Origin of the sequence: Thermopolyspora flexuosa (genome assembly GCF_006716785.1) — a bacterium.
GTDB lineage: Bacteria > Actinomycetota > Actinomycetes > Streptosporangiales > Streptosporangiaceae > Thermopolyspora > Thermopolyspora flexuosa.
In genome coordinates this window covers 379,339-402,279 of the sequence record NZ_VFPQ01000001.1, presented here as the reverse complement: position 1 = coordinate 402,279, position 22,941 = coordinate 379,339, and the positions used below count along the sequence as shown (strand labels likewise).

Annotated in this window: 22 protein-coding genes; 8 read left to right on the top strand and 14 right to left on the bottom strand. The window is 73.2% G+C overall.

Features of this window, described 5'->3' with window-relative positions:
* Positions 1–15: 15 nt before the first annotated feature.
* From FHX40_RS01770 to ychF, 6 genes are all read right to left on the bottom strand, one after another.
* Positions 16–2,790, bottom strand: a complete 2,775-nt coding sequence (locus tag FHX40_RS01770; RefSeq protein WP_142257982.1) for a conjugal transfer protein — start codon at positions 2,788–2,790, stop codon at positions 16–18.
* 35 nt (positions 2,791–2,825) lie between these two features.
* Positions 2,826–3,095 carry a hypothetical protein gene (locus tag FHX40_RS01765; protein WP_229788926.1) on the bottom strand — a complete coding sequence of 90 codons (270 nt, stop codon included), beginning with the start codon at positions 3,093–3,095 and terminating at the stop codon, positions 2,826–2,828.
* A 66-nt stretch (positions 3,096–3,161) separates the two neighbouring features.
* Positions 3,162–4,166 carry a conjugal transfer protein gene (locus FHX40_RS01760; protein WP_142257980.1) on the bottom strand — a complete coding sequence of 335 codons (1,005 nt, stop codon included), beginning with the start codon at positions 4,164–4,166 and terminating at the stop codon, positions 3,162–3,164.
* A gap of 829 nt (positions 4,167–4,995) precedes the next feature.
* Positions 4,996–5,778 (bottom strand): SAM-dependent methyltransferase, encoded by a 783-nt coding sequence (locus FHX40_RS01755; RefSeq protein WP_170198676.1) that lies wholly within the window; start codon positions 5,776–5,778, stop codon positions 4,996–4,998.
* A gap of 554 nt (positions 5,779–6,332) precedes the next feature.
* Entirely contained in the window at positions 6,333–7,127 is a 795-nt protein-coding gene (locus tag FHX40_RS01750) for an SAM-dependent methyltransferase (protein ID WP_142257978.1), read from the bottom strand.
* Between the two features lie 159 nt (positions 7,128–7,286).
* Positions 7,287–8,375: a redox-regulated ATPase YchF gene (gene ychF / locus FHX40_RS01745; protein WP_142257977.1), complete on the bottom strand. Its 1,089-nt coding sequence runs from the start codon at positions 8,373–8,375 to the stop codon at positions 7,287–7,289.
* Between the two features lie 79 nt (positions 8,376–8,454).
* Here ychF and FHX40_RS01740 point away from each other — a divergent pair, with 79 nt between their 5' ends.
* Both FHX40_RS01740 and FHX40_RS01735 read left to right on the top strand, forming a co-directional pair.
* A complete protein-coding gene (locus tag FHX40_RS01740) occupies positions 8,455–9,846 on the top strand; it encodes a DNA recombination protein RmuC (protein ID WP_229788862.1) in 1,392 nt (463 codons plus the stop codon).
* A 23-nt stretch (positions 9,847–9,869) separates the two neighbouring features.
* Complete coding sequence (locus FHX40_RS01735) at positions 9,870–10,487, top strand: DUF6542 domain-containing protein (RefSeq protein ID WP_142257975.1); 618 nt, start codon at positions 9,870–9,872, stop codon at positions 10,485–10,487.
* Here FHX40_RS01735 and FHX40_RS01730 read toward each other — a convergent pair.
* Positions 10,446–11,354, bottom strand: coding sequence for a MarR family winged helix-turn-helix transcriptional regulator (locus FHX40_RS01730; protein ID WP_229788861.1), 909 nt, complete (start codon positions 11,352–11,354; stop codon positions 10,446–10,448). The genes FHX40_RS01735 and FHX40_RS01730 overlap by 42 nt on opposite strands.
* A 95-nt stretch (positions 11,355–11,449) precedes the next feature.
* Here FHX40_RS01730 and FHX40_RS01725 point away from each other — a divergent pair, with 95 nt between their 5' ends.
* The gene (locus FHX40_RS01725) at positions 11,450–12,106 is read left to right on the top strand and encodes a hemerythrin domain-containing protein (RefSeq protein ID WP_142257974.1); all 657 of its coding nucleotides are present in this window, start codon (positions 11,450–11,452) and stop codon (positions 12,104–12,106) included.
* A 5-nt stretch (positions 12,107–12,111) separates the two neighbouring features.
* Here FHX40_RS01725 and FHX40_RS01720 read toward each other — a convergent pair whose 3' ends face one another.
* Positions 12,112–12,726 carry a flavin reductase family protein gene (locus tag FHX40_RS01720; RefSeq protein WP_142257973.1) on the bottom strand — a complete coding sequence of 205 codons (615 nt, stop codon included), beginning with the start codon at positions 12,724–12,726 and terminating at the stop codon, positions 12,112–12,114.
* 289 nt (positions 12,727–13,015) lie between these two features.
* On the opposite strand from FHX40_RS01720, the gene FHX40_RS01715 reads away from it, so the two are divergent.
* Complete coding sequence (locus tag FHX40_RS01715) at positions 13,016–13,843, top strand: IclR family transcriptional regulator (protein ID WP_142257972.1); 828 nt, start codon at positions 13,016–13,018, stop codon at positions 13,841–13,843.
* Positions 13,844–14,360: 517 nt separating this feature from the next.
* Here the strand turns inward: FHX40_RS01715 and FHX40_RS01710 are convergent.
* Together FHX40_RS01710 and FHX40_RS01705 are read right to left on the bottom strand one after the other, a co-directional pair.
* The gene (locus tag FHX40_RS01710) at positions 14,361–14,762 is read right to left on the bottom strand and encodes a RidA family protein (protein WP_211350132.1); all 402 of its coding nucleotides are present in this window, start codon (positions 14,760–14,762) and stop codon (positions 14,361–14,363) included.
* Positions 14,763–15,222: 460 nt separating this feature from the next.
* Positions 15,223–16,197 carry a 4-hydroxy-3-methylbut-2-enyl diphosphate reductase gene (locus tag FHX40_RS01705; RefSeq protein WP_142257970.1) on the bottom strand — a complete coding sequence of 325 codons (975 nt, stop codon included), beginning with the start codon at positions 16,195–16,197 and terminating at the stop codon, positions 15,223–15,225.
* A 110-nt stretch (positions 16,198–16,307) separates the two neighbouring features.
* On the opposite strand from FHX40_RS01705, the gene FHX40_RS01700 reads away from it, so the two are divergent.
* Both FHX40_RS01700 and xseA read left to right on the top strand, forming a co-directional pair.
* The gene (locus tag FHX40_RS01700; protein WP_142257969.1) at positions 16,308–17,447 is read left to right on the top strand and encodes a DUF8129 domain-containing protein; all 1,140 of its coding nucleotides are present in this window, start codon (positions 16,308–16,310) and stop codon (positions 17,445–17,447) included.
* Positions 17,448–17,486: 39 nt separating this feature from the next.
* The gene (xseA, locus tag FHX40_RS01695; protein ID WP_142257968.1) at positions 17,487–18,701 is read left to right on the top strand and encodes an exodeoxyribonuclease VII large subunit; all 1,215 of its coding nucleotides are present in this window, start codon (positions 17,487–17,489) and stop codon (positions 18,699–18,701) included.
* On the opposite strand, the gene FHX40_RS01690 is transcribed toward xseA, so the two are convergent.
* Positions 18,676–19,182 (bottom strand): GNAT family N-acetyltransferase, encoded by a 507-nt coding sequence (locus FHX40_RS01690; RefSeq protein WP_211350131.1) that lies wholly within the window; start codon positions 19,180–19,182, stop codon positions 18,676–18,678. The genes xseA and FHX40_RS01690 overlap by 26 nt on opposite strands.
* 84 nt (positions 19,183–19,266) lie before the next feature.
* Here FHX40_RS01690 and FHX40_RS01685 point away from each other — a divergent pair, with 84 nt between their 5' ends.
* The gene (locus FHX40_RS01685; RefSeq protein ID WP_142257966.1) at positions 19,267–19,548 is read left to right on the top strand and encodes an exodeoxyribonuclease VII small subunit; all 282 of its coding nucleotides are present in this window, start codon (positions 19,267–19,269) and stop codon (positions 19,546–19,548) included.
* A 4-nt stretch (positions 19,549–19,552) separates the two neighbouring features.
* Here the strand turns inward: FHX40_RS01685 and FHX40_RS01680 are convergent, their stop codons facing one another.
* On the bottom strand, positions 19,553–20,170 hold the full coding sequence (locus tag FHX40_RS01680) for a DUF4245 domain-containing protein (protein WP_142257965.1): 618 nt from the start codon (positions 20,168–20,170) through the stop codon (positions 19,553–19,555).
* A 73-nt stretch (positions 20,171–20,243) separates the two neighbouring features.
* Positions 20,244–20,885, bottom strand: coding sequence for a TetR/AcrR family transcriptional regulator (locus FHX40_RS01675; RefSeq protein ID WP_142257964.1), 642 nt, complete (start codon positions 20,883–20,885; stop codon positions 20,244–20,246).
* Between the two features lie 244 nt (positions 20,886–21,129).
* On the opposite strand from FHX40_RS01675, the gene glpX reads away from it, so the two are divergent.
* Positions 21,130–22,170 (top strand): class II fructose-bisphosphatase, encoded by a 1,041-nt coding sequence (gene glpX, locus FHX40_RS01670; protein ID WP_142257963.1) that lies wholly within the window; start codon positions 21,130–21,132, stop codon positions 22,168–22,170.
* A 79-nt stretch (positions 22,171–22,249) separates the two neighbouring features.
* Here glpX and FHX40_RS01665 read toward each other — a convergent pair whose 3' ends face one another.
* A complete protein-coding gene (locus tag FHX40_RS01665; protein ID WP_229788859.1) occupies positions 22,250–22,936 on the bottom strand; it encodes a DUF1707 SHOCT-like domain-containing protein in 687 nt (228 codons plus the stop codon).
* Positions 22,937–22,941 lie beyond the last annotated feature (5 nt).

The window sequence follows — 22,941 nt, the reverse complement described above, 5'->3', positions numbered from 1 at the left end:
ACTTCTCTCGCCGCGTCATCGGTCCTCGTTCGCCGCCCGTGCCGCGCGGTCCCGCAGCCGCTCCGCGCCGAGCCCGCTCGCCACCACGCCGGCGAGCGCCACGTACGCGCGCCGGGTCGCGGCCCGCAGGTGGCCGAGCTCGAGCGGCTCGGTGCCGCCGGGGGCGAGCTCCTCGTCCCACGGCACCCGCACGATCGCCCGGCACCGGCCGCTCGCCACGCTCTCGGCCTGCTCGACGTCCTCCTGGCTGCGGCGGCTCACGCCGTTCACCACGAGCACCGCGCGGCGGCGCAGGTCGCTGCAGCCGTGGCCGTCGAGCCAGTCGTAGGTCATCGCGATCGCGTCCGGGGCGTCCGCGCTCGCCGGGGCGACCAGGATGAGCTGGTCCGCGTACGGCAGGACGCGGGCGGCCACGGCCGCGGCCGGGTCGATCAGGATCAGCTTGTAGTGCCGGTCGAGCATGCGGATCGCCTCGGCGAGCCGCTGGTCGGAGAGGATCGACCGGTCGGCGAGCCGCTGCGTGGCGTGCTCGTCGGTGTCGGCGGCGATCACCTCCAGGCCGGAGGCGCAGCGGGTGGTGTAGGCGCGCATGCTCAGGTAGCCGCTCACCTCGTCGAGGCCTTCGAGCAGCGAGGTGAGCGTCTCCGGCGACTCGGCCGCGATCATGTGCGACAGGGTGCGCGGGCCGGTGTTGGCGTCCACGGCGAGCACCCGGTCCTCGCGGTAGGTGGCGAGGGTGTGGCCGAGCATGAGCGCGGTGGTGGTCTGCCCGGCGCCGCCGGTGCAGCCGAGCACGACGATGCGCTTGCTCGTGCTGATCGCCGACCGGGCGCGGGCCTCGTCGATCTCGCTGCCGTCGCTGCGGCCGGTGCCCACGCCGACCACGACCTGGGCGAGCCGCCGCCAGCCGCCGGAGGTGTCGCGGCCGACCACCGCCTCCACCCGGCGCACCTTGGGCTCGGGGAACCGGCGGACCGCCGGGTCGGGTACGGCGGGCGCGGCCGGGTTGGTCGCCTCGGCGGGGTCGGGGGCGGGCACGGCCCGGATCGTGACCGGGGTGGCCGGGCCGCGCCGCTGCGGCGGCCGGCTGCGCCGGGGCGGCCTGCCCCTGCGGTGCTGCCGCCGCGCCTCGGCGAGGTCGTCGTCGGCCGCGGCGTCCTCGGCCGCGGCGCTCGTCCGGCCCGCTTCCGGCGGCCGGGCGTCCTGCTGCGGTGCGGCCGTCGGCGCGGTGCCGCCGACCGCCGTGCCGTGCGCCGTGCCATGCGCCGCGGCGGCGTCCGTGGTGGCGCCGCTCGGCGCGGTGCTCGCCGCAGTGCTCGCCGCGGTGACGGGCTCGTCCGCCGTGGCGTCGGCGGGCCGGTCCGGGCCGCCGGTCGCCGGGGCCGTCGCCGCACGATCCGGCGCGGCCTCCGCCCGCCGCGCGGTGGTGTGCGCCGTCTCCGCGGCCACCGGCGAGGGCTCCGCGGACGGCGACGGGGTCGTGGGCGCCTCGGCCGGGCCGGTCTCCGCCGTGCGCTCGGCGCCGGTGGCGAGGCGGCGCAGCCTGCGCAGGGCCTCGACGCCGAGCCCGGCGGGCGTGGCGGGCCGGTCGCCCGCCTCCGGCGTGGACCCGGAGGCCGCGGGCCCCCGCTCGCCCCTCCGGCGGGCAACCCGGACATCGGTGCCCAGCACGGGCAGCAGCCGTACCACGCCGCCTCCCGGCGAGGTGACGGCGTCGTCCTCCCGCGTCTCCACCGAGGCACCGGTCTCGTCCGCCGCGGCCGCGGCGCTGCTCCACGGCGGGGTGGTCACGTCGCCCCACTGCAGCGGCCGCTCCGCGCCGGCCCCGTCGTCGGCGGTCCGGGCGGCATCGGTGCTCGCGCTCGCCACGGGCACGGGCTCGGCCACGCCGCGCTCGGCGTCATCGGGCCGCCCCGCGGTGACGGCCTCCTTGTGCCGGGCCGCGGTGCCGTCGTCGGCACGTGCCCGTCCGCGGTCGCGCCGGGCGGTCGCGCCGTCCCCGGCCGCGTCCGCGTCGGCGCGTGCGCCGGTGACGGCGGCCGCCGCGGCCGCGACGGCGGGGTTGATCTCGCCCACCACGTGGCGGTCGGCGGCGTCGTCACCCGGCACGGCGGGCGTGGCGGCGACCGGCGTCGGCTCCGCGGGCCGGAGGGCCGGTTCCGCGGGCGCGCCCGCCCGGGCCCGCGCGCCGTTCCCGGACCCCGCCGCGGGCTCGCCCGCCCCGATGGCGAGCGGCGGTGCGGCCGAGGTCGCGGCGCGGCCCCGCAGCGCCCGCGCCGGGGAGGGCGCCGGGGACTTCGCCGCCGGCGCCGCCGGGACCGTGGCCGGGGAGGTCGCACGGCCGCGGGCGCGCTTGCGGGCCGCCGCCTCCGCCTTGGCGCGGCGCTTCGCCCGCTTCGCCGCGAGGGCGTGGGCGGCCTCCGGAGGCAGACGCCAGACGCGGGCCTCGAACCGGATCTCGTCCGGCTCCGTGGCGGGGGCCATGCGGCACCAGGTGCGCGGCTCGCCCAGGTACCGGAGCTGCGACTGGAGCAGCTCGGTGAGCCGCTTGTTCTCGATGACCGGGCGGGTGGACAGCCACGTCACCACGCCGGGCGGCACGAGATAGAGCACGTGCCAGGGGGTTTCAAAAGGGACGCGGAGTAACCGGAGAAGAAGTGTCCAGACGGCCAGAACCCCAAGAAAGACACCGATCCAGACGACCGGAAGCGGCATTGGCAGGCGAAGGTCGTACAGTTTGTACAGCCGCTTCTCGATCCGCCAGATATTGGTGTACGTGGGCAGATCCACCTGGTTCCCCCTCCTCTCCCGCTACTCGATCCCGGCTACCTGATGCCAAGCGCCCCCGCGATCGCCCGAGCCGTCACCTCGATGATGTTGGGTACGTAGAAAATAATGCCGATGCCGATCGCCAGAATAATGAACTGCACGAACCTGGTGATTTCACGGGTAAAAAGGAAAAAAATCGCAACGACCGAGACGACCACCAGGAAGAGCGGACCGAAGAAGCCACGCAGGAAATCGGCGAGGCCCTGGGTGTCCACTCCGGTGGGGCTCGGGGCCGGGGTGGCAAGACCTTCCAGCGTCTGCACCATGGTCTGCACGATCAATGTGGGTCCTCCTGCTCATGGCCGTCACGACCACCGGCCCGGCCACCGGCCTCACTCCACGGCCCGGCTCGCACCGCGGACGTCCTTGACGAACCACTTGTCACCCTGCTTCTCCACCGTGAGCCGATAGGCCTGCTCGAGCGCGCCGGGCGGGTCCACCGGCGCGTCCGTGGGCTGGGCCGCGGGGTCGGCGGTCGGCGTGCTCGCCGGGATCGCCCACACCACGATCGCGGTGACCGACCTCGTGTTGCCGCCCGGGGGCACGATCACCTGCTTGAGCTGGGCGAGTGTGAACGCCCCGTTGAAGCCCTGGATGTCGACGCCGGCGGCGACGTACCGCCGCAGCTGCTCCGCGTCGCCGGACGCGAACGCCTCGAAGAAGCCCTTGAGCTGCGGGGTGAGCTCGGCCGCCGTCGCCTCGTCCTGCTCGGTCTGCGGCGCCGGGGGCAGCTCCGCGGGCCCCGGGGCGGGAAGCAGGGCGGGACGCTGGGAGACCACGAACCGGCCGTCCCTGGCGTACACCGGGACGGAGAACAGCCAGCGGCGCTCCCCCGAGTGCACCATGAACGTGATCACGCCGTTGTTGGCGTCCTGCACCTCGACGTGGGAGAGCTGGATGCCGACGACCTGCATGCGGCCGAAGCCGTTCCAGCCGAACTGGTCGTGGGCCGCTTCGGGCAGGAACGGCTTGAGCTTCTGGGCGCGCACGGCGGGGTTGGCCGCGTCGAAGTTGAGGTAGGCGGCGGCGAACTGGTTGGCGAAGGAGACGGCCTGCTCGGTGGGGAACCCGGCGCCCGGCGTGGCGGTCGGCTCCGCCGGAGCGGGCTCCCCCTGAGTGAACCTTTCGAACGGCGCCCGCACCCCGTTGAACAGGATCACGATGATCAACGCCCACAGCACGGCCCGTCCGATCCAGACGAGCCACCGGCCGCCGCTGCCGCTCCAGCGCAGCCGGCGCCCGCGACGCCCCCGGGGCACCAGGTCAAGATCCGGCGAAGGGTACGCCGACTGCTCGTGGTCGCCAGCGACCTGCTGGACGGTCGACCTGCGAGCCATCACGCCTCCGCTCGCGCCTGTCCTGCGGGCCGGCGCGCTCTAGTCCGAGTACTTTCAGTCCTGCTTATGCCCGATGAAGTGTTCACCCTAGCGGCCTTGCCAATTGTTACAGGAAAGCCACGCCCATGCTGCAAGCATCGCCGCAACTACGCAAACCGGGTATGCATCACCGTCGACGCACCGCTATCCCGGTGGGACGCCGATGTGAACAACGCACATTACGCCCGGTCCGCGACATCCGCCGCGCCACATAGCGTTCCCCCGAAGGTCAGACCTCCCTATCCTTCACGCCACAGTCGTCCCGAAATACGGGACGTCAGGTAAGACGCACCACGGGTGGACGTCGGCTCCGGACCCGCGCCGCGTGAGGCTCCTCACACCCGTGCCGTCCGGCCGTCCGGGCCGGGGCGGCGGGCGTGCGGAGGCCCCGCGAATACTTTCCCTTACCGCCCCGCCGCCCCACCATCAGGGACACGGACAACGTGGGCCGCCGCCGTGCCGGCGGCAGGTCATCACGCATCGGAAGAAACCGCCCAAATACGCGATGACCTGCACATTCGCATCACCCGCCACTCGGACACGGTGTCAGTAAGTGGACAATTCGGGCGACACTCGCGGCAATGTCCGCTGCTAGCGAATGCCGCCGCGTTTCTGACGTTTGTCCAGCTCGTCCCGGATAACGGGCGGCCGCCGTCGCCGAACGTTTCCCCACCGCACCGGACGCCACCGTCGGACACACCACGTCGGACACGCCATGCCGTACGCCGTGCCGGGCGCCGTGTCCACGGCCGTGGCCCGTGCCCCGGCCGGCCCGCCGTACGTCCCGGGGTCATGCGGGCATCCGCGCGATCGCGCACACCAGCGGGATCTGTCTCAGGGCCGCCTGGTCGTAGACGGAGCCGAGGCCGGCGCTCTCGTCGCCCTCGAGCCATATGGAGATGTGCGCGACCCCGTGGGCGACCGGCTCCATCCCGTCGAGCAGCTCCGCGATCCGCTCGGCGGTACGCGCGGTCACCGGCACCACCGCCTCGCCGTACACCGCCCGCGCCAGCCACGTCTGGGGTTGCCCGTCCTCGAGCAGGTGGGAGAGCACGAGGAACGAGCCCGGCGGGAGCATCTTGCGCAGGATCCGCACCACCTCGCACGCCGCCGCGTCGCGCACCAGGTAGTGCAGCACCGCGAGCAGCAGCAGGCCGATCGGCCGGGAGAAGTTCAGGTGGCGGCGGATCACCGGGTCGGTGACGATGCGCCACGGGTCGCACATCGTGCGCCGTATCGCGATCGTGCGGTCGTCGGTGGCGAGCAGCGCCCGCGCCTGCGCCACCACCATCGGATCGATGTCGAGGTAGACCACCCGCGACCCGGGCGCGGCGCGCTGGGCGACCTCGTGCGTGTTCTCGTCGGCGGGCAGCCCGCATCCGATGTCGATGAACTGCCGTACCCCCGCCGCGGCGAGCCGCCGTACCGCCTGGCGCAGGAAGGCACGGTTGGCCCTCGCCGCCAGCCGTGCCTCCGGCATCACCTCGAGCAGCCGGGCGCCCGCCTCCCGATCCGCCGCGAAGTTGTCCTTGCCGCCCAGCAGCCAGTTGTAGACCCGGGCGGAGCTCGCCACGCCGGGGGTGAACCGCGTACGCGGCGCCGGCGCACCGGTATGAAAGAAAGGCACCGCCGCCTCATCCGCCCACCCGTCCTCCGGGGGCCACGTCGCGTCGTCGCCGTATCGTCGGTAGGGCACGGGCCGCACCTCCAGATGAGCCGGGGGATCCGCGCACGCCGGACGGGCCGGTCGCGAATCCCACGCTTTACTCCCGCATCGGCTGTCCTTGACGTCATGCCGGTAGTCGCAAAGCGTACTCGGTGGAACACGGAGAGTGTCGTCACTGTCCACGGCCGGGTCAGGATTCGTGCCCGGCGCGGCCGTACCCGGGCCCGTGACCTGCGGCGGCGGCCCTGAACACACGAAAGGCGCCGAGAGCCGCCGGTCCGCCGAGGCGGACACGGCTCTCGACGCCGGTGTGCCGGACGCGACGCGGGCGGCGCCGCCGTCACCGGGACCGGGAGGTCCCGTCCGGGTGCCCGCGGCCCGCCCACCGGGGAGCCCGAGGCCGCGGACCCGCGCCGGAGGGACGGCCCTTCCAAACCGCTCCCGCACGGCGCCGCGCGGTGTCAGGGAACGCGGCCGACCCCGCCCATGCTGTCCACGTGGGGCAGCGTGTCGAGGGGCGCCTCGGGCCGCCACTCCTGGATGTGGACCACGCCCGGCTCCACGAGCTCGAGTCCCTCGAAGAAGCCCTTGATCTGCTCCGGCGGGCGGACGATGTAGGGCAGGGTGTCGGAGTCGTTGTAGACCTCGGCGCTCCGCACGATCTCGTCCCCGGAGGCGCACCCGTCGTAGATGCCGACGTAGCTGCCGGACGGCAGGCCGTCGATCAGGCGGCGGACGATCGAGCGGGCCTCGTCGTAGTCCGCGATGTGCCCCAGGATGCCCATGAGGGTGAGCCCGATCGGCCGGGTGAAGTCGAGCGTCTCCGCGGCCCGGGCGAGGATGACCTCGGGCTCCCGCAGGTCGGCGTGGATGTACTCGGTCCTGCCCTCCGGCGTGCTGGTGAGCAGGGCCTCGGCGTGCACCAGCACGAGCGGGTCGTTGTCGACGTAGACCACCCGCGACTCGGGGGCGACGCGCTGGGCGATCTCGTGGGTGTTGTCCGCGGTGGGCAGCCCGGTGCCGATGTCGAGGAACTGGCGGATGCCGGCCTCCCCGGCCATGAACCGCACCACCCGCGCGAGGAAGTAGCGCCCGGCCCGGGCGAGGGTCACGATTTCCGGGTAGACCGCCTTCACCCGGTCGCCGAGCTCCCGGTCGACGGGAAAGTTGTCCTTGCCGCCCAGCCAGTAGTTCCACACCCGGGCGGAATGCGGCACGGACGTGTCGATCGCAGGCTTACCAGGCTGACCGGACATGCCAACCTCTCTTTCCCCTGCGCCACGGATGGGCGGTTAGCGGCGGTACGCGTCGGCAACGCCATGATCCATCAAAAGGATCTTCTTGTCAGGAATATTCGACATATTCCTGACCACAGGGAAAGAAATGCCTGATGGCACGCCCGGTCGGCGGTGAAATCACACGTTGAACCGGAACTCCACGACGTCGCCGTCCTGCATCACGTAGTCCTTGCCCTCGATGCGCGCCTTTCCGGCGGCCCGGACGGCGGCGACGGAGCCCGCCTCGACGAGGTCGTCGAAGGAGATGACCTCCGCCTTGATGAACCCGCGCTGGAAGTCGGAGTGGATGACGCCGGCCGCCTCGGGGGCGGTGGCGCCCTTGCGGATCGTCCAGGCGCGGGCCTCCTTGGGCCCCGCGGTCAGGAAGGTCTGCAGGCCGAGCGTCTCGAAGCCGACCCGGGCGAGCTGGGCGAGGCCGGACTCCTCCTGGCCGACCGACTGCAGCAGCTCCATCGCCTCGTCCTCGGGCAGCTCCACCAGCTCGGACTCGAGCTTGGCGTCGAGGAACACCGCCTCGGCCGGGGCGACGAGCGCGGACAACCGGGCGCGCAGCTCGGTGTCGGCCAGCTCGTCGGTGTCGAGGTTGAACACGTACAGGAACGGCTTGGCGGTGAGCAGGTGCAGCTCCCGCAGGTCGTCGAGGTTGATCGCGCCCTGCTTGCCCGCGCTGTACAGCGTGGTGCCGGAGTCGAGGATCTTGACCGCGGCCTCGGCGGCGTCGAGGACGACCTTGCGCTCCTTGTTGAACCGCGCCTCCTTCTGCAGCCGGGGCAGCGCCTTGTCCAGGGTCTGCAGGTCGGCGAGGATGAGCTCGGTGTTGATCGTCTCGATGTCGCGCTCCGGCGACACCTCGCCGTCCACGTGGGTCACGTCCGGGTCCGAGAACACCCGGATGACCTGGCAGATCGCGTCGGTCTCGCGGATGTTGGCGAGGAACTTGTTGCCCCGGCCCTGGCCCTCCGAGGCGCCCCGGACCAGGCCGGCGATGTCGACGAACTCCACCTTCGCGGGCACGATCCGGGCCGAGCCGAAGATCTCCGCCAGCTTCTGCAGCCGGGGGTCCGGCACGCCGACGATGCCCACGTTCGGCTCGATCGTCGCGAACGGGTAGTTCGCCGCCAAGGCGTTTCCGCTCTTGGTCAGCGCGTTGAACAGGGTGGACTTGCCGACGTTGGGCAGGCCGACGATGCCGATGCTGAGGCTCACGTAGCCCGATTTTACGTGCCGCGGACGACCGGGCGTGTCGGCGCGCTCGCGCAGCGGTCGCCTTGGGATGATCGCGAGCGTGGACCTCCTCGCACTCGTACTGCTCGTCGTCGGCCTCGCCGCGGGCATGGCGATCGGTTTCGCGCTGGCCCGGGCCCGGGCCGCCGCCGAGTCGGCGGGCGCGGCGGCGCGCGCCGCGGCGGCCGAGGCGCGGGCCAAGGCCGCCGAGGAGATGGTCGGCTACGTCGAGGAACGGCTCGCCGACCGGTTCCAGGCGCTCGCCACCCGCGCGCTCGACGTCAACAACCTCCGTTTCCTGGAGCTGGCCGAGAACCGGCTCGCCGCGGGCCGGGCCGAGGCCGCCGGGGAGCTGGAGCGGCGCAAGCAGGCGGTGGAACACCTCGTCACCCCGCTGCGGGAGACGCTCGCCAAGGTCGAGGAGCAGCTGCGCGAGGCCGAGGCGCGGCGCCGGGAGGCCCAGGCCGAGCTGGTCAAGCAGATGGAGTTCGTCCGGCAGAGCTCGCACGAGCTGCGCGACCAGACCGCGGCGCTGGTGCGCGCGCTGCGCCGCCCCGAGGCGCGCGGCCGGTGGGGCGAGCTGCAGCTCCGCCGGGTGGCCGAGATCGCCGGGATGTCGCGATTCTGCGACTTCGACGAGCAGGCGACCGCGGCCACCGTCGACGGCACGGTCCGCCCGGACATGGTGGTACGGCTCGCCGGGGGCAAGAACATCGTCGTCGACGCCAAGGTCTCGCTCGCCGCGTACCTGGAGGCGGCCGAGGCGGACGACCCGGCGGTGGTCGCCGAGCGGCTCGACGCGCACGCCCGCCACCTGCGCGAGCACGTGGACCGGCTAGCCGCCAAGGCGTACTGGCAGGCGTTCTCGCCCGCGCCCGAGTTCGTCGTGCTGTTCATCCCCGGCGAGGCGTTCCTCGCGCCCGCGCTGGAGCGCGATCCCGGGCTGCTGGAGCATGCGCTGGGCCGCCGGGTGCACATCGCCACTCCGACCACGCTGATCACGATGCTGCGCACCGCGCACTACGCCTGGCAGCAGGCGGCGCTCAGCCGCAACGCCAGGGCCGTCTTCGACCTCGGCCGGGAGCTGTACGAACGGCTCGGCAGCCTGGGCCGCAACGTCGACGCGCTGGGCCGGGCGCTCACCCGTGCGGTGGCCGCGTACAACACCACGGTGGGCTCGCTGGAGAGCCGGGTGCTGGTGAGCGCCCGCAAGATGCGGGACCTCGGGCTCGTCGAGGGCACGCTCCGCGAGCCCGCCCTCGTCGAGGACCTGCCCCGCGGCCTGGTCACCCCCGAGCTGCTCGAGTCGATCGGCGATCCGCCGGACCGCCCCGGCGAGATCGGCGGCGACGCGAACGGCGAGTTCAACGGCGGGCTCAACGGCGCGGCGCCGGGTCACAACGCGGCAAGTGACTCCCCCACCGACCGGATGAACGGTAGGTTGTCCGGGTAGGCCGAGGCGGGTGGTGAGGAGCGGTGGGAGCGCGGGTCAGGCTGACGGCACGCGGGGCGATCGCGCTGATCTTCGTCGTCACCCTCGTCGCCTGCGTCACCGGGGCCCCGGCGGTGATCGGCATCGCGTTCATCGCGGCCTGCGTGACGGCGGTGCTCTTCATCAACCCACGCCAGCTGCTCACCCTCGTCGTCACCCCGCCGCTGATCTACTTCATCGCGATGCTCGTCAACGAGCTGCTGCGCTCGCTGGGGGCGGCGTCGTTCCTCCAGGCGTTCGGCCTGGGCATGTTCACCTCGCTGTCGGGCGGGGCGCCGTGGCTGTTCGCGGGGACGGCGCTCGTCCTCGTCCTCGCCTGGTTCCGCGGCCTGCCCGCCAACGTGCGCGCGCTGCGCGACGAGCTGCGCGCGGCCAAGGCGCCGCGCGGCGAGCGGCCGTCGCGTCCCCGGCGGCCGGGCGACCGGCCGCGGCCGGGCCGTACCGGGCGGGACGGCGGGCCGGGCATGCCGCGACCCCGCCGTACCGGGCCGGACGGGTACGCACCCGAGCCCGAGGGCTACTTCGAGCCCCGCGTGTACGGCAAGCCCCGCGGCGACCGGTCAGCGCGGACCGGCGAGGAGCTTGGCCAGCAGGGCGCGTAGCTCGCGTTCCCCGTCGGGGCCGAGCAGGCCGAGGACCTCGGCCTGCATGCGGTTCACCGTGTCGCGGAGGAAGCCCAGGCGGGCCCGGCCGAGGTCGGTCAGCTCGAGCGCGTAGCGGCGGCGGTCGCGCGGGTCCCGGCCGCGGGTGACCAGGCCGAGCCGTACCAGCTCCTCGACGATCGGCACGGCGGCGGGCTCGGAGACGTTGATCTGCCGGGCGAATTGCTGCTGGGAGCAGGGGGCGAGCGTCTCGAGGGCGGCCATGGCGCCGAAGTGGCGGGTGCGCAGGCCGGTTCCGGCGAGCAGCGCGTCGCCGCGGCGGCGCAGCCGGTAGTGGGCCTGGGCGACGAGGTAGGCGACGGCGGGCAGCGGCTCGGGCTCGGGCAGCAGGCGGCCGAGCAGCTCGGTGAGGCGTTGCCGCTCGGCGGGGGTGAGCGCGGCGGTGAGGCGGGCGTCGCGCTCGGCGACCGCCCGGCCCAGCTCGTCCCGGGCCGCGCGGCCCGCGGGGGTGATGGACAGCAGGTACGAGCGGCGGTCGGCGGGGTTGCGGGTGCGCACCACGTGGCCGGCGCGCTCCAGGCGGTCGACCAGCCCGACCATGATCGTGCGGTTGATGCCGAGCCGCTCGGCGAGCTCGTGCTGCGAGTCGGCGTCCTGGTCGGCGAGCGTGTCGAGCACGACGAAGTCGCGGACGCGCGGGTCGTCGCGCAGCGCCGCGGCGGTGACCTCGGCGTAGACCCGGCGCAGCAGCGCGCCGAGGGACGCGGCCAGCGCCGCGGCGAGGCCGCCCCGCTCCGCGGGCTCCGCCACGGCCTTCTCCGGGGCCTTCTCCAGGGCCTTCTCCGCGGCCTCCTCCACCGTCTCCACCTCCCGACGGGAGCCTATCGCCGGGCTGATAGTTATACGAGTTGACGATTTATCGGTTGAACGGTTAGCGTCATTGACGATTTCAGGAGGCGGAGATGACCTACACGCTGAACATGACGATGATGTTCGCGGTGCACGACGCGCTCCGGCGGGAGCTGGAGCGGCTCGCCCGGGTGGCGGCGCGCACCGGCGACGACCCCCGGCGGGTGCTGCGCACCGCCGTGGGCTGGGAGCTGTTCAAGAAGTTCCTGCGGGTGCACCACACGACCGAGGACGACGTGCTGTGGCCCGCGATGCGGCACGTGCTCGCCGGCCGCCCCGACGACCTCGCGCTGCTCGACGCGATGGAGGAGGAGCACGCCGCGATCGACCCGCTGCTCGCGGCGGTGGACGCCGCGGTGCTCGACCGCGAGGACGGGGCCGGGCGGCTCGGCGACGTGCTCGACGCGCTCGCCACCAGGCTGCGGCACCACCTGCGGCACGAGGAGGCCGAGGGCCTGGCGCTGATCGACGCCACCCTCTCTCCGGAGCAGTGGGCGGAGTTCGGCCGGGAGCACCGCGCCCGGATCGGCGACGACGCCCGCCGCTACCTGCCGTGGGTGCTCGACGAGGCGAGCGACGAGACGGTGGCCGCGATCCTCGCCGGCCTGCCCGCCGAGATCCGCGAGGCGTACCGCGACGTGTGGCGGCCCGCGTACGCGGCCACGCCGCTCTACCCGTCCCCCGGCGAGTCCCCCGACGCCGCGGCGTGACCCGGTCAGGCCCGGGGCACGGAATGCGCCCGGCCGTCGGCCGTCCCGTCCGCGGGGGGCGGCGGCGCGGTCCGGTCGTGCGGGGGCACGCCGTCCACCGCGTCCGCGGCCGCCGGTTCCGCCGGGGCCAGCGGGGCGAAGCGGCCGTACCCGCCCTTGCGGAACAGCAACGGGGGTTCGTCGCCGGTGACCCGCATGTCGCGTACCCGGCCCAGCACGATGTAGTGGTCCCCGCCCTCGGTGATCGCGTCGTAGTCGCAGTCGATCCAGGCAATGCCGCCCTCGATGATCGGCGCGCCCGAGGGCGCCGGCGTCCACGGCACGCCGTGGAACTTGTCGGTCACGTCCGGGTCGGTGAACCGGCGGCACAGCCACACCTGGGTGGCGGAGAGCACGTTGACGCAGAACGTGGCGGCGGTGCGCAGCCGGGCGAACGTGCGCGAGTCGCGGCGGGGCAGGAACGCGACGAGCGGCGGCGACAGCGAGACCGCGGTGAAGGTGCCGACCACCATGCCGACCGGCTCGCCGTCCTCCGCGATCCCGGTCACGATCACGACCCCGGTCGGGTAGTGCCCCAGGGTCTCCCGGTACCGTCGCGGGTCGACGGCCTGCTCCGTCACGGCTCTCCTCCGTTGCGCTGCGGCGGCGTGCTGTCCCGCGTCATCTCATCCCACCCGGCAGGGGTGATCCAGAGCTGTTTTCCACCAGACGGCACGAATTATCCGGATGGTGAGCATTGCTCACGTCTATGGGTCCCTGCGAAACATGTCGGTAACGCGCCCGTTGCCCTCGTGACAATTTCTGTAGTGCTTACTACAGTGTGGTCACGCGCATGTGAGCTATCTCACCGCGCGGTCCACGGCGGGATGCGGCCGCCTCACCGCGTCCCAGGACGAGAGGGCAGCCTTGATGAGCGCAACGACCACGAACAGCTCCCCCGCTCTGCGCGCGACCAAGGGCACGCCGAACCGGAAGGGCCTCGGCTCCAACGGCCGTGACCTGTCCTCCACCTCGGTCGGCAAGGCCTTGCACCTGCTCGACTCCTTCCGCAACGCCGGCCCCACGCTGGGGGTGACCGAGCTGGCCCGCCGCGCCGGCGTGCCCAAGTCCACCGCGTTCCGCCTGCTCGCCTACCTGGAGCAGGGCGGCTTCGTGGAACGGGCCGGCACCAACTACCGGCTGGCCTGGCGGCTGTTCGAGCTCGGCAACCGGGTCCAGCACTGCCGCCCGCGCGGGCTGCGGGACGTCGCCGTCCCCCACATGAGCGACCTGCACGCCCGCACCAACCACACGGTGCACCTCGCCGTGCTCGAGGGCAGCGACATCATCTACCTGGAGAAGATCCACGGTAAGAGCTCCGTGCGCACCCCCACCAATGTAGGGTCCAGGGTCCCCGCCGCCTGCACCGGCCTGGGCAAGTCGATCCTCGCGATGAGCGACCCGGAGACCGTGCAGCGGGTGCTGCGGGAAGGGCTCACCCGGCGCACGCCGTACACGATCGTCGACCCGAACCGGTTCCTCGCCGAGCTCGCCGCGGTGCGCGCGAACGGCGTGGCGATCGACCGCGAGGAGGCCGCGCTCGGCCTCTCCTGCGTGGCCGCGCCGATCATGGTGAAGGGCGAGGTGATCGGCGCGGTGTCGATGTCGCTGCCGAGCGCCCGGCTCAACCCGGCCACGAACGTCCCGCTGATCCGCCGCACCGCGGAGAACATCGCCGCCGACTACCGCGCGCTGTGACGCACGGGGCCGTCACCCACACCGTGTGCCGCCTGGTGGAACACGCCGGGTTTGCGTCTTTCGCACCGCGAGGAAAGCTGGTCGTGGTCGGTCCCTGAGGCCCGCCCGGCTCCCCGCCGGATCCCGGGCGGGCGGGCGGAGAACCGCCGGCGCGACTCCTCACGAAAACATTTTCTGGAGGGGACACTACAGACGCACACGGCGTGCGCCGTGCCGCGCCGCGGCGGCCACCTGCCGCCGGCGGAGGGTGCGAACGCACGATCTCGTACGGCCGGCCCGCGCCGTCCGGCCGGTGCGGGCGTCGCGTCGGCCGACCAGGTGCCCGAACGAAACGAGCCCGCCGTACCGGTGCGTGATGTGCGGCGGGCGCGGATGGGCACGGCATGCCGATGCCCTCTCCGATGGCGTCGTCCGGCGCGCGGGACGCACGCGGCGCCCCTCCGGTCCGGCCGGGGCGGCACCCGATGCCGGGCCGTGCAGGGCGTGCCGCGTGCCCCGCGGCCGTGGCGCGGCGCGCTCAGGCCTGCGCCGCCAGTACGGCGAGGCAGTCGAGCTGCAGCCGCATCCCGGTGAGCTGCTGCACCAGGGTGTGGCAGACCGGGCGGCTCTCCGGGTCGGGGAACATGGCGAGCCATTCGCGGGTGACGTGCTCGCGGATCGACCGATCGGTGGTGAAGATGGTGATCTTGGCCACGTTCTCCGGGGTGCAGTCGGCGGCGTCGAGGATCGCCCGCAGGTTCGCGAACGCCTGCGCCACCTCGTCGGCCGCCTTCTTGGGAATCTCGCCGGTCTCCGGGTCGTGCCCGCTGATACCGCCCGTCACGAGCAGTCCGCCGATCGCTCCGGTGACCGTCACCGCGGCGGGACCCGGCTGATCGTCGTGATCGAGCCCGGGAACCGAGATCGATTTACGCCGCACGTGCGTCCTTTCCCTCCTTGTGGCCATGACCGCCCGCGCGGGACGGCCAGGCCGCCGACGGCGGCCGCGGCGGGGCCGGGTGCCCGGCGGGTGCGTCGCGGTCGTCCGTCGTGCTCGATCCGTGGTCGGCCGTCATAGCGTTACATTCCATTACGCTCTGTAACGGCCGTTAATGATCTGTATTGTGCCCCGTTGATCGCCTTTGGTCCATCCATGGTCATCGTCTGCCCACGGCCGGCCGTACTGAATCCCGGTCGTTCCCCGGAAACCGGCCACCGACTCGGGCGATCATGGCGTAATGGACCCGGGCACGACGATCCCACCGCGCCGCCGCGGCCGGTCACCGGCCGTCGCCGCGGCCCGGTGCGTCGGCCGGGACGGTCAGGCGAAGGGAAGAGGCCCGACGGAACGGAACGATGAAAGCATCACAGCGGTAGGCGACGCGGAGCCGTACCGCAGGTCAGGCCGTGGTGGCGGCGCGCAGGTCCTTGCGCAGCTCGTGCGGGAGCGCGAAGCGCATGTGCTCGGCCACCGACTCGACCTCCTCGACGTCGGTGAAGCCGTGGGTGGCGAGCTTGGCGAGCACGCCCTCGACGAGCTCCTCCGGCACGGAGGCGCCGCTTGTGAGGCCCACGGTGGAGACGCCCTCGAGCCAGGCGTCCTCGATGTAGGAGGCGTCGTCGACGAGGTACGCGGCGGGGGCGCCGGCGTCCTTGGCGACCTCGACCAGGCGCTTGGAGTTGGACGAGTTGTTCGAGCCGACGACGATGACGAGGTCGGACCGGGCGGCGATCTCCTTCACCGCGGTCTGCCGGTTCTGCGTGGCGTAGCAGATGTCGTCGCTCGGCGGGTCGATCAGGTTCGGGAAACGTTCCCGCAGCCGGGCGACGGTCTGCTTGGTCTCGTCCACCGACAGCGTGGTCTGGGAGAGCCACACCACCCGGTTCGGGTCGCGGACCTGGACCTTCTCCACGCCGTCGGGGCCGTCCACGAGCCGGATGTGGTCGGGGGCCTCGCCCGCGGTGCCCTCGACCTCCTCGTGCCCCTCGTGGCCGATGAGCAGGATGTCGTAGTCCTTGGCGGCGAACCGCTTCGCCTCGTTGTGAACCTTCGTGACCAGGGGGCAGGTGGCGTCTATGGTCTTCAGCGAGCGGCGGGCCGCCTCCTCGTGGACGGCGGGCGAGACGCCGTGGGCGGAGAAGATGACGATCGCGCCCTCGGGCACCTCGTCGGTCTCGTCCACGAAGACGGCACCGCGCTTTTCCAGGGTGCGCACCACGTGCGTGTTGTGCACGATCTGCTTGCGCACATAGATCGGCGGGCCGTACTGCTCGAGAGCCTTCTCCACGGTCGCGACCGCGCGGTCCACCCCGGCGCAGTATCCGCGAGGGCGGGCCACAAGTACGCGTCGTGTCGTGGGGTTCTGAGCAGTCATGTCTCTATGCTACGGGGAACGCCGCAGTTACCCGTTCGCCGATCTCTTTACCGCCTAGAGTTGCGAACCGCCAGGCAATCGCCGCAAACACCCGCCTGAAGGAGCCTGAGGTGTCCCTCCCAGACTTCATCAAAGATATCGGAAGGTCGATCCGCGCGAAGCTCTGCGATCGCGGGGGTCCTGAGGAGAAGGCGAAGGACGTGCCCAGAAAACTGCTGCAGACGGCGGTGAGCGCCGTCGGCGTCATGCTCGAGCTGGCCGGCCGGTTGCGCCAGGCCCTGTCGCGGACGGGCCGGGAGGAAAAGGACGAGGAAACGCTGCACGAGCCGCGCGCCGCGCGGGACGCGGGCACCGCGGCCGCGGAGCAGGAACGGCCCGCCCGGCGGGAGCCCGTCATCTTCGCCCCGCGCCCGTCCGAGGCGCCGCCGACCGCGGAGGCGAACGGCGGTACGGCACGGCGTGAGCCGGTCATCTACGCGCCCACCCGGCCCGCGGAGAAGCCTGCGGAGAAGGCCACCGAGAAGCCTGCGGAGAAGGCCGAGGAGGAGCGGCGCGAGGAGGACGCGGAGCAGGCGCGCGAGCAGGCCGAGCAGGCGGCGGCGAAGGCCGCCGAGCCGGCCGCGGCCGCTGAGGAGGTCCGTGAGCGGCCCGCCGAGGCCGTCGCTCCGGAGACCGCACCGGCGGAGGCGGAGAAGGCCGAGGACACCGGGAAGAAGGCCACGGCCGAGGAGAAGCCCGAGGTCACCGCGGCGGAGACGGTGACCGAGACCGCCGCGGCGGCGAAGGCCGAGCAGGCCGAGAAGGCGGAGACCCCGGCCCCGGCGGAGGCGAAGGCCGGGCAGGCGGTGGACGTCGAGCGGGTCGAGAAGGCGGCCGAGGAGGCCGTCGCGCCCGCGCAGCCCGCCGCCGAGCCCGCCGCGCCCGCGCCCGCCGCGCCCGCGCCCGCCGCGGCCGAGGGCGAGGAGCTCGCCAAGGCCGCGCGGACCGCCGAGGAGCCCGCCGCCGAGACCGAGACGCCGGTCACCGCCGTACCGGCGAGCGCCAAGGCGCCGACCACGACCGGGCCGGCCGAGCCGATCCCCGGGTACGCCACGCTCACCATCGCCTCGCTGCGCGCCCGCATGCGGGGCAAGTCGGCCGAGCAGATCCGCGAGCTGCTCGAGTACGAGCGGGCGCACCACGGTCGCGAGGCCGTGATCCGCATGTTCGAGAACCGCCTCGCCAAGCTCGAGCAGCAGGCCGGAAAGTAGCCGCCCGGCGGACCCGATCGCCTGGATAGGCTGCCCGGCATGGCCGCGAAGAGCTCTCCGGAGCAGCCGCTGCCGCTGCGCAGCGTGCTGCAGATGGTGGCGCAGTGGATCGGCAGGCTGGGGACGGTCTGGGCCGAGGGCCAGATCACCGAGCTGAGCGCCCGCGGCGGCACCGTGTTCCTCACGCTGCGCGACCCGGTCGCGAACGTGTCCGCCCGGGTGATGTGCCCGCGGGGCGTGTACGAGGCGACCGCGCCACGCCCGGTGGACGGGGCGCGGGTGGTGATGCGCCTCAAGCCCGACTTCTACGTCACCCGGGGCTCGTTCGCGTTCACCGCGCTGGAGATCCGCCCGGTCGGCATCGGCGAGCTGCTCGCCCGGCTGGAGCGGCTGCGGCAGCTCCTCGCCGCGGAGGGGCTGTTCAACGCGGAGCGCAAGCGCCGGCTGCCGTTCCTGCCCCGGACGGTCGGGCTGATCTGCGGGCGGGACTCGGCGGCCGAGCGGGACGTGCTGGAGAACGCGCGGCGGCGGTGGCCCGCGGTGCGGTTCACCGTGGAGCAGGTCGCCGTGCAGGGACCGTACGCCGTGGGCGAGGTCACCGAGGCGCTGCGCAAGCTCGACGCCGACCCCGAGGTCGACGTGATCATCATCGCGCGGGGCGGCGGCTCGCTCGAGGACCTGCTGCCGTTCTCCGACGAGTCCCTGGTCCGCGCCGTCGCCGCCTGCCGTACCCCGGTGGTGAGCGCGATCGGGCACGAGCAGGACACCCCGCTGCTCGACCTCGTCGCCGACGTGCGGGCCTCCACGCCGACGGACGCGGCGAAGAAGGTGGTGCCGGACGTGGGCGAGCAGCTCGCGCTGATCCGGCAGCTGCGGGACCGGGGCCGCCGGGTGCTCACCGGCCTGATCGACCGGGAGTCCGCCTGGCTCGCCGCGGTGCGCAGCCGGCCGTCGCTCGCCGACCCGGTGCGCGAGATCGACCGCCGCCTGGAGCAGGTGGACGCGCTGCGCGAGCGCGCCCGCCGCTGCCTCGCCGCCCACCTCGACCGGGCCGCCGACTCGCTGGAGCACCTGCGCGCCCGTCTGGTCGCCCTCTCCCCCGCCGCGACCCTGCAGCGCGGCTACGCGATCGTGCAGCGTCCCTCGGGCGAGGTGGTACGGCTCGCCGCCGACGTCGCCCCCGGCGAGGAGCTGAGCGTGCGCTTCGCCGACGACCGGATCCGCGCGATCACGGTGCCGGATCCACCCAGGTGAGCGCCGGGTAGTGGGCGTCGAAGCCGAACGCGCGGTACAGCGGCTCGCCGTCCGAGGTGGCGTGCAGGTCGACCCGGCGCACGCCGTTCGCCCGGTACCAGTCGAGCAGCGCCTCGAGGATCGCCCGGCCGTACCCGCGGCGCCGGTAGGCCGGGTCGGTGGTCATGCCGAGCACGTAGCCGAACCTGCCGTCGGGCAGCACCGGGCCGGGGAAGCGCTCGTAGATGAACCCCATGCCGCAGGCGGCCAGGCCGTCGCCGTCGGGCCGGTCGATGACGAAGACGGCCACGTCGGGGGCGCCCATGCGCTCGCGCAGGCTGCGCGCGTACGCCTCCTGCCAGCCGTCGTATACGGGGTAGCCGCCCTCGTCCGCGCGCATGCGCCGGTCGAGGATCTCGCGGAGCCGTACCAGCTCGGGGATGTCGTCCACGGTCGCGGCGCGCACCTTCACGCTCGCGCCGCCGTTCACTGTGTCCTCCACGCAGCCCATGACTAACGGGCCGAGCCGCGCCCGCCAAGTGGTTTTGCGCGCCGGATCGTCGGCGCGACGCCGTAAGGTGGCCTCGTGGCAGAGGAGAACGCAGCCCAGGACGCGGCACACGACGCGCCGGAGCGGAAACTTTCCTACGAGCAGGCGCGCGAGGAGCTCACCGAGGTGGTGCGGCGGCTCGAGGCCGGCGGGCTCACCCTGGAGGAGTCGATCCGGCTGTGGGAGCGCGGCGAGCGGCTCGCCGCGGTGTGCGAGGAGTGGCTGCAGGGCGCCCGGGTACGGCTCGCCGCCGCGATGGCCGAGCGCGAGGAGCGCGACGGGCGGGCCGGGAACGGCCCCGCCGAGGCACCCTTCTAGCCGCTCAGCCGTCCTGCCCGCCGGACGGCGTCGCCGCCGCCTCGGCCGAGGCGGACACCGACGGGGACGCGGACGGCGTGGGCCCGGGGGTGTCCTCGACCTTGGGGTACGCCTTGAGGCTGGTGGCGAGGGTGGTGAGCTCGTCCCAGTCCGCGGTCCCGGTGACCACGACCGTGGCGCCGTCGAGGAACCGGATCAGCGTGCGCTGGTTCTTGTCCGGCCGCTCCCGCTTCTCCCATGTCGCCCCGGCGATCTCCACGGTGCCGACCGGCTTGTCGCTGTTCGCCATGCGGTTGGCGAACTCCGCGGCGGGCTGCTCGTCGCTCTGCGCGAGCATGGCGTGCCTGCGCTTGGCGGTGGCGAAGCCGAGCCGCCAGGTGAAGAACGCCTGGTCCGGGGCGATCCGGGAGCTGTTCGGCACCCAGTTCGCGGGCACCGGCTCCGGCGCCCACACCTCGAACGAGGCCTGGCGGCGCGCGTTCGCCAGGTCGATGGAGAAGTTCACCTCGGGGATGCGCTCGGTACGGCTCTGCGGCGTCACGAGCAGGAACAACCCGACCGCGCCGAGGCAGACCAGCAGCGCGAACGCGTAACCAACGAACCCTTGGGTGAATCGGCCCACGTCACGCGAGACTACCGCCTTCCCCCGACGCCCCCGACCGCGCCCGCACCGCCGCCGGGCGCCACCGGTACGGCTACGCGGACGCCGCGGCCGGGCCCTCCGCGGGCGGCTCGCCCGAGGGCCTGCGGATGCCGCGGATGATGACGAGCGCCTCGTCGGCGAGCCTGCGGGCGGCGGCCACGTCCTCGGCGAGCGAGACGTGCTGGGCGACCGCGGCGAGCGCGCCGGTGATGACGACCGCGAGCGCGCCCTCGTCCTCGTCGAACAGCGCGGCGTTGCGCCGTACCCACTGGCCGAGCTTCTCCCGCATGTAGACCTCGAAGCCGGGCGGGCCGTCGCCGCGCAGGAACAGCGCGGACAGCTCCCGCTCCTCGAAGCAGCCCTCGAGGTAGGCGCGGGCCCCGGCGATGAGCAGCTCCATCGGGTCGGTGACCCCGGCGGCGCGGGCCGCCTGGGTGGCCTGCTTGCTGCGCTGGATCTGCCGGTCCTGGAACTCGTCGAAGAGCGCCGTGTAGAGCTCGGCCTTGCCGCCGGAGAAGTGGTGGTAGAGGCTGCCGACGCTGGCCTTCGCCCGCGCGACGACCTCGGTCACGCCCGCCTCGGCGAAACCGCTGGAGACGAAAACCTGTCTGGCGGCCTCGAGGAGGGCGCCGCGGGTGGCCGCGCCCCGCTCCGAGGTGCGCGTGGTGACCGGCCGATCCGTGTCGCTGCTCATGGTGGCGACATTATCCCTCCCGGCCGCCCTCGATGGGCGGGTGCGCGTTGTTGATCTTCCGGTCGGCCTTCGATGCGATCTTCCGGCTTTCCCGCCCGGGGACGCCCGCGGGGCCGATCGGGATCAAAAGTTCCGCAGCAGGGAAGGAATGTCGTCATTCAGGTGCACGGCGTACCACCCTGCAAGCAGTTGGCAGGCGCCTGAGATTCTTGATTACGGCAGTTTCGCGAAGAAGGGCTCCATCATGTCCGACCAGAATTCGGTACCGCCGCCTTTGGCCACGAAGGAGCACGCGCCCGACCGCAACCTCGCGCTTGAGCTGGTACGTGTGACCGAGGCGGCGGCGATGGCAGCGGCCCGGTGGGTCGGCCGCGGCGACAAGAACGGGGCCGACGGCGCGGCCGTGAACGCGATGCGCCAGTTGATCAACACGGTGTCGATGAACGGTGTCGTGGTGATCGGCGAGGGGGAGAAGGACAACGCTCCCATGTTGTACAACGGCGAGCGGGTCGGCTCCGCGGACGCCGACGCCCCCGAGTGCGACGTCGCCGTGGACCCGATCGACGGCACCCGGCTCACCGCGATGGGCATGTCGAACGCGATCTCGGTGATCGCGGTGAGCGAGCGCGGCTCGATGTACGACCCGTCCGCGGTCTTCTACATGGAGAAGCTGGTGACCGGCCCGGAGGCGGCGTCGGTGGTGGACATCAACGCCCCGGTGGCGGCGAACATCGCCGCGGTGGCCCGGGCGAAGGGCTGCGCGCCGCAGGACGTCACCGTGGTCATCCTCGACCGGCCCCGGCACGAGCAGATCGTCAAGGAGATCCGTGAGACCGGCGCGCGGATCAAGTTCATCACCGACGGCGACGTGGCCGGCGCGATCATGGCGGCCCGCCCGGACACCGGCATCGACCTCATGCTCGGCATCGGCGGCACCCCGGAGGGCATCATCGCGGCCTGCGCCCTCAAGTGCCTCGGCGGCGTGATCCAGGGCAGGCTGTGGCCGCGGGACGAGGACGAGCGCCGCCGCGCGCTGGACGCCGGGCACGACCTCGACAAGGTGCTCACCATCGACGACCTGGTCAAGTCCGACGACGTGTTCTTCGCCGCCACCGGCATCACGGACGGCGAGCTGATGCGCGGCGTGCGGTACCGCGGCGGCTGTGCGATCACGAACTCGCTGGTGATGCGCAGCCGCTCCGGCACCGTCCGCAAGATCGAGAGCGAGCACCGGCTGTGGAAGCTGCGCGCGTACAGCGCGATCAACTTCGACACCGCGGTCTGAGCCCCGGACCGCACGGCCGTACGGCCGCCCGGCGGACCCGCGGGCACGCGTCCCGTACGGTCCGCCGGGCGTCCCGCCGCTAGCCGTGGCGGCGGAACCGGCCCTTCTTCGGAGGCTTCGGCGGCTTGGCGACGATCGACCCGAGGATCACCCGCCCGGTGATCTCGATGAGCGGGGCCTGCGGGCTCGGTACGGCGCGCACCCGGTTCTTCTTGTCGCCGAACGTGGCCTTCGCCGGCATCTCCACCTGGACGCCCTCGGGCACGATGAGCTCGAGGGTGCCGCCGACCACGGTGACCTCGAGCGTCACGTGGTGGGTCTGCAGCAGCGCCTCGCGCAGGTCGAGGGTGACCGTGGTGCCGATCGCGGTCGCGGTGTACCGGGGCGGCACGACCCAGCGGCCTTCCCGCCGCTCCTTGCGGAACAGCGCGGTGACCGGCCGGTCGTCGAGGTTGACCGGCTGCCGGTCGGGGGGAAGCAGGTCGGCGGTGAGCGCGGCCAGCTCGCCGAGGGTCTTCGCCAGGTAGGCGCGCTCCACCCGTTCCTCGTGCTCGGCCACGGTGAGCCGCCCGTCGGCGCACGCCTCCTGCAGCACCGACACGACGCGCTCCCGATCGGCGTCCGAGGCGCGCAGCTGGGCCACGGGCACGCGCTGCTCCGGCGGCGCCCCGGCGGGAAGGCGGCGAGCCTCCCAGGCCTGCCACAGGCCGGTCAGGCTCTCCGCGAGGCTGCGGCTGATGGATGGGGGCCGAGGGTTGCTCTCCACGCCTT

What these genes read in the sequence shown, in the direction of transcription:
- FHX40_RS01760 (WP_142257980.1), bottom strand. Translation starts at nt 4,166, where the DNA reads ATGGCTCGCAGGTCGACCGTCCAGCAGGTCGCTGGCGACCACGAGCAG.
- glpX (WP_142257963.1), top strand. Translation starts at nt 21,130, where the DNA reads ATGTCCGACCAGAATTCGGTACCGCCGCCTTTGGCCACGAAGGAGCAC.
- FHX40_RS01725 (WP_142257974.1), top strand. Translation starts at nt 11,450, where the DNA reads ATGACCTACACGCTGAACATGACGATGATGTTCGCGGTGCACGACGCG.
- FHX40_RS01750 (WP_142257978.1), bottom strand. Translation starts at nt 7,127, where the DNA reads ATGTCCGGTCAGCCTGGTAAGCCTGCGATCGACACGTCCGTGCCGCAT.
- FHX40_RS01765 (WP_229788926.1), bottom strand. Translation starts at nt 3,095, where the DNA reads ATGGTGCAGACGCTGGAAGGTCTTGCCACCCCGGCCCCGAGCCCCACC.
- FHX40_RS01705 (WP_142257970.1), bottom strand. Translation starts at nt 16,197, where the DNA reads ATGACTGCTCAGAACCCCACGACACGACGCGTACTTGTGGCCCGCCCT.
- xseA (WP_142257968.1), top strand. Translation starts at nt 17,487, where the DNA reads ATGGCCGCGAAGAGCTCTCCGGAGCAGCCGCTGCCGCTGCGCAGCGTG.
- FHX40_RS01715 (WP_142257972.1), top strand. Translation starts at nt 13,016, where the DNA reads ATGAGCGCAACGACCACGAACAGCTCCCCCGCTCTGCGCGCGACCAAG.
- FHX40_RS01675 (WP_142257964.1), bottom strand. Translation starts at nt 20,885, where the DNA reads ATGAGCAGCGACACGGATCGGCCGGTCACCACGCGCACCTCGGAGCGG.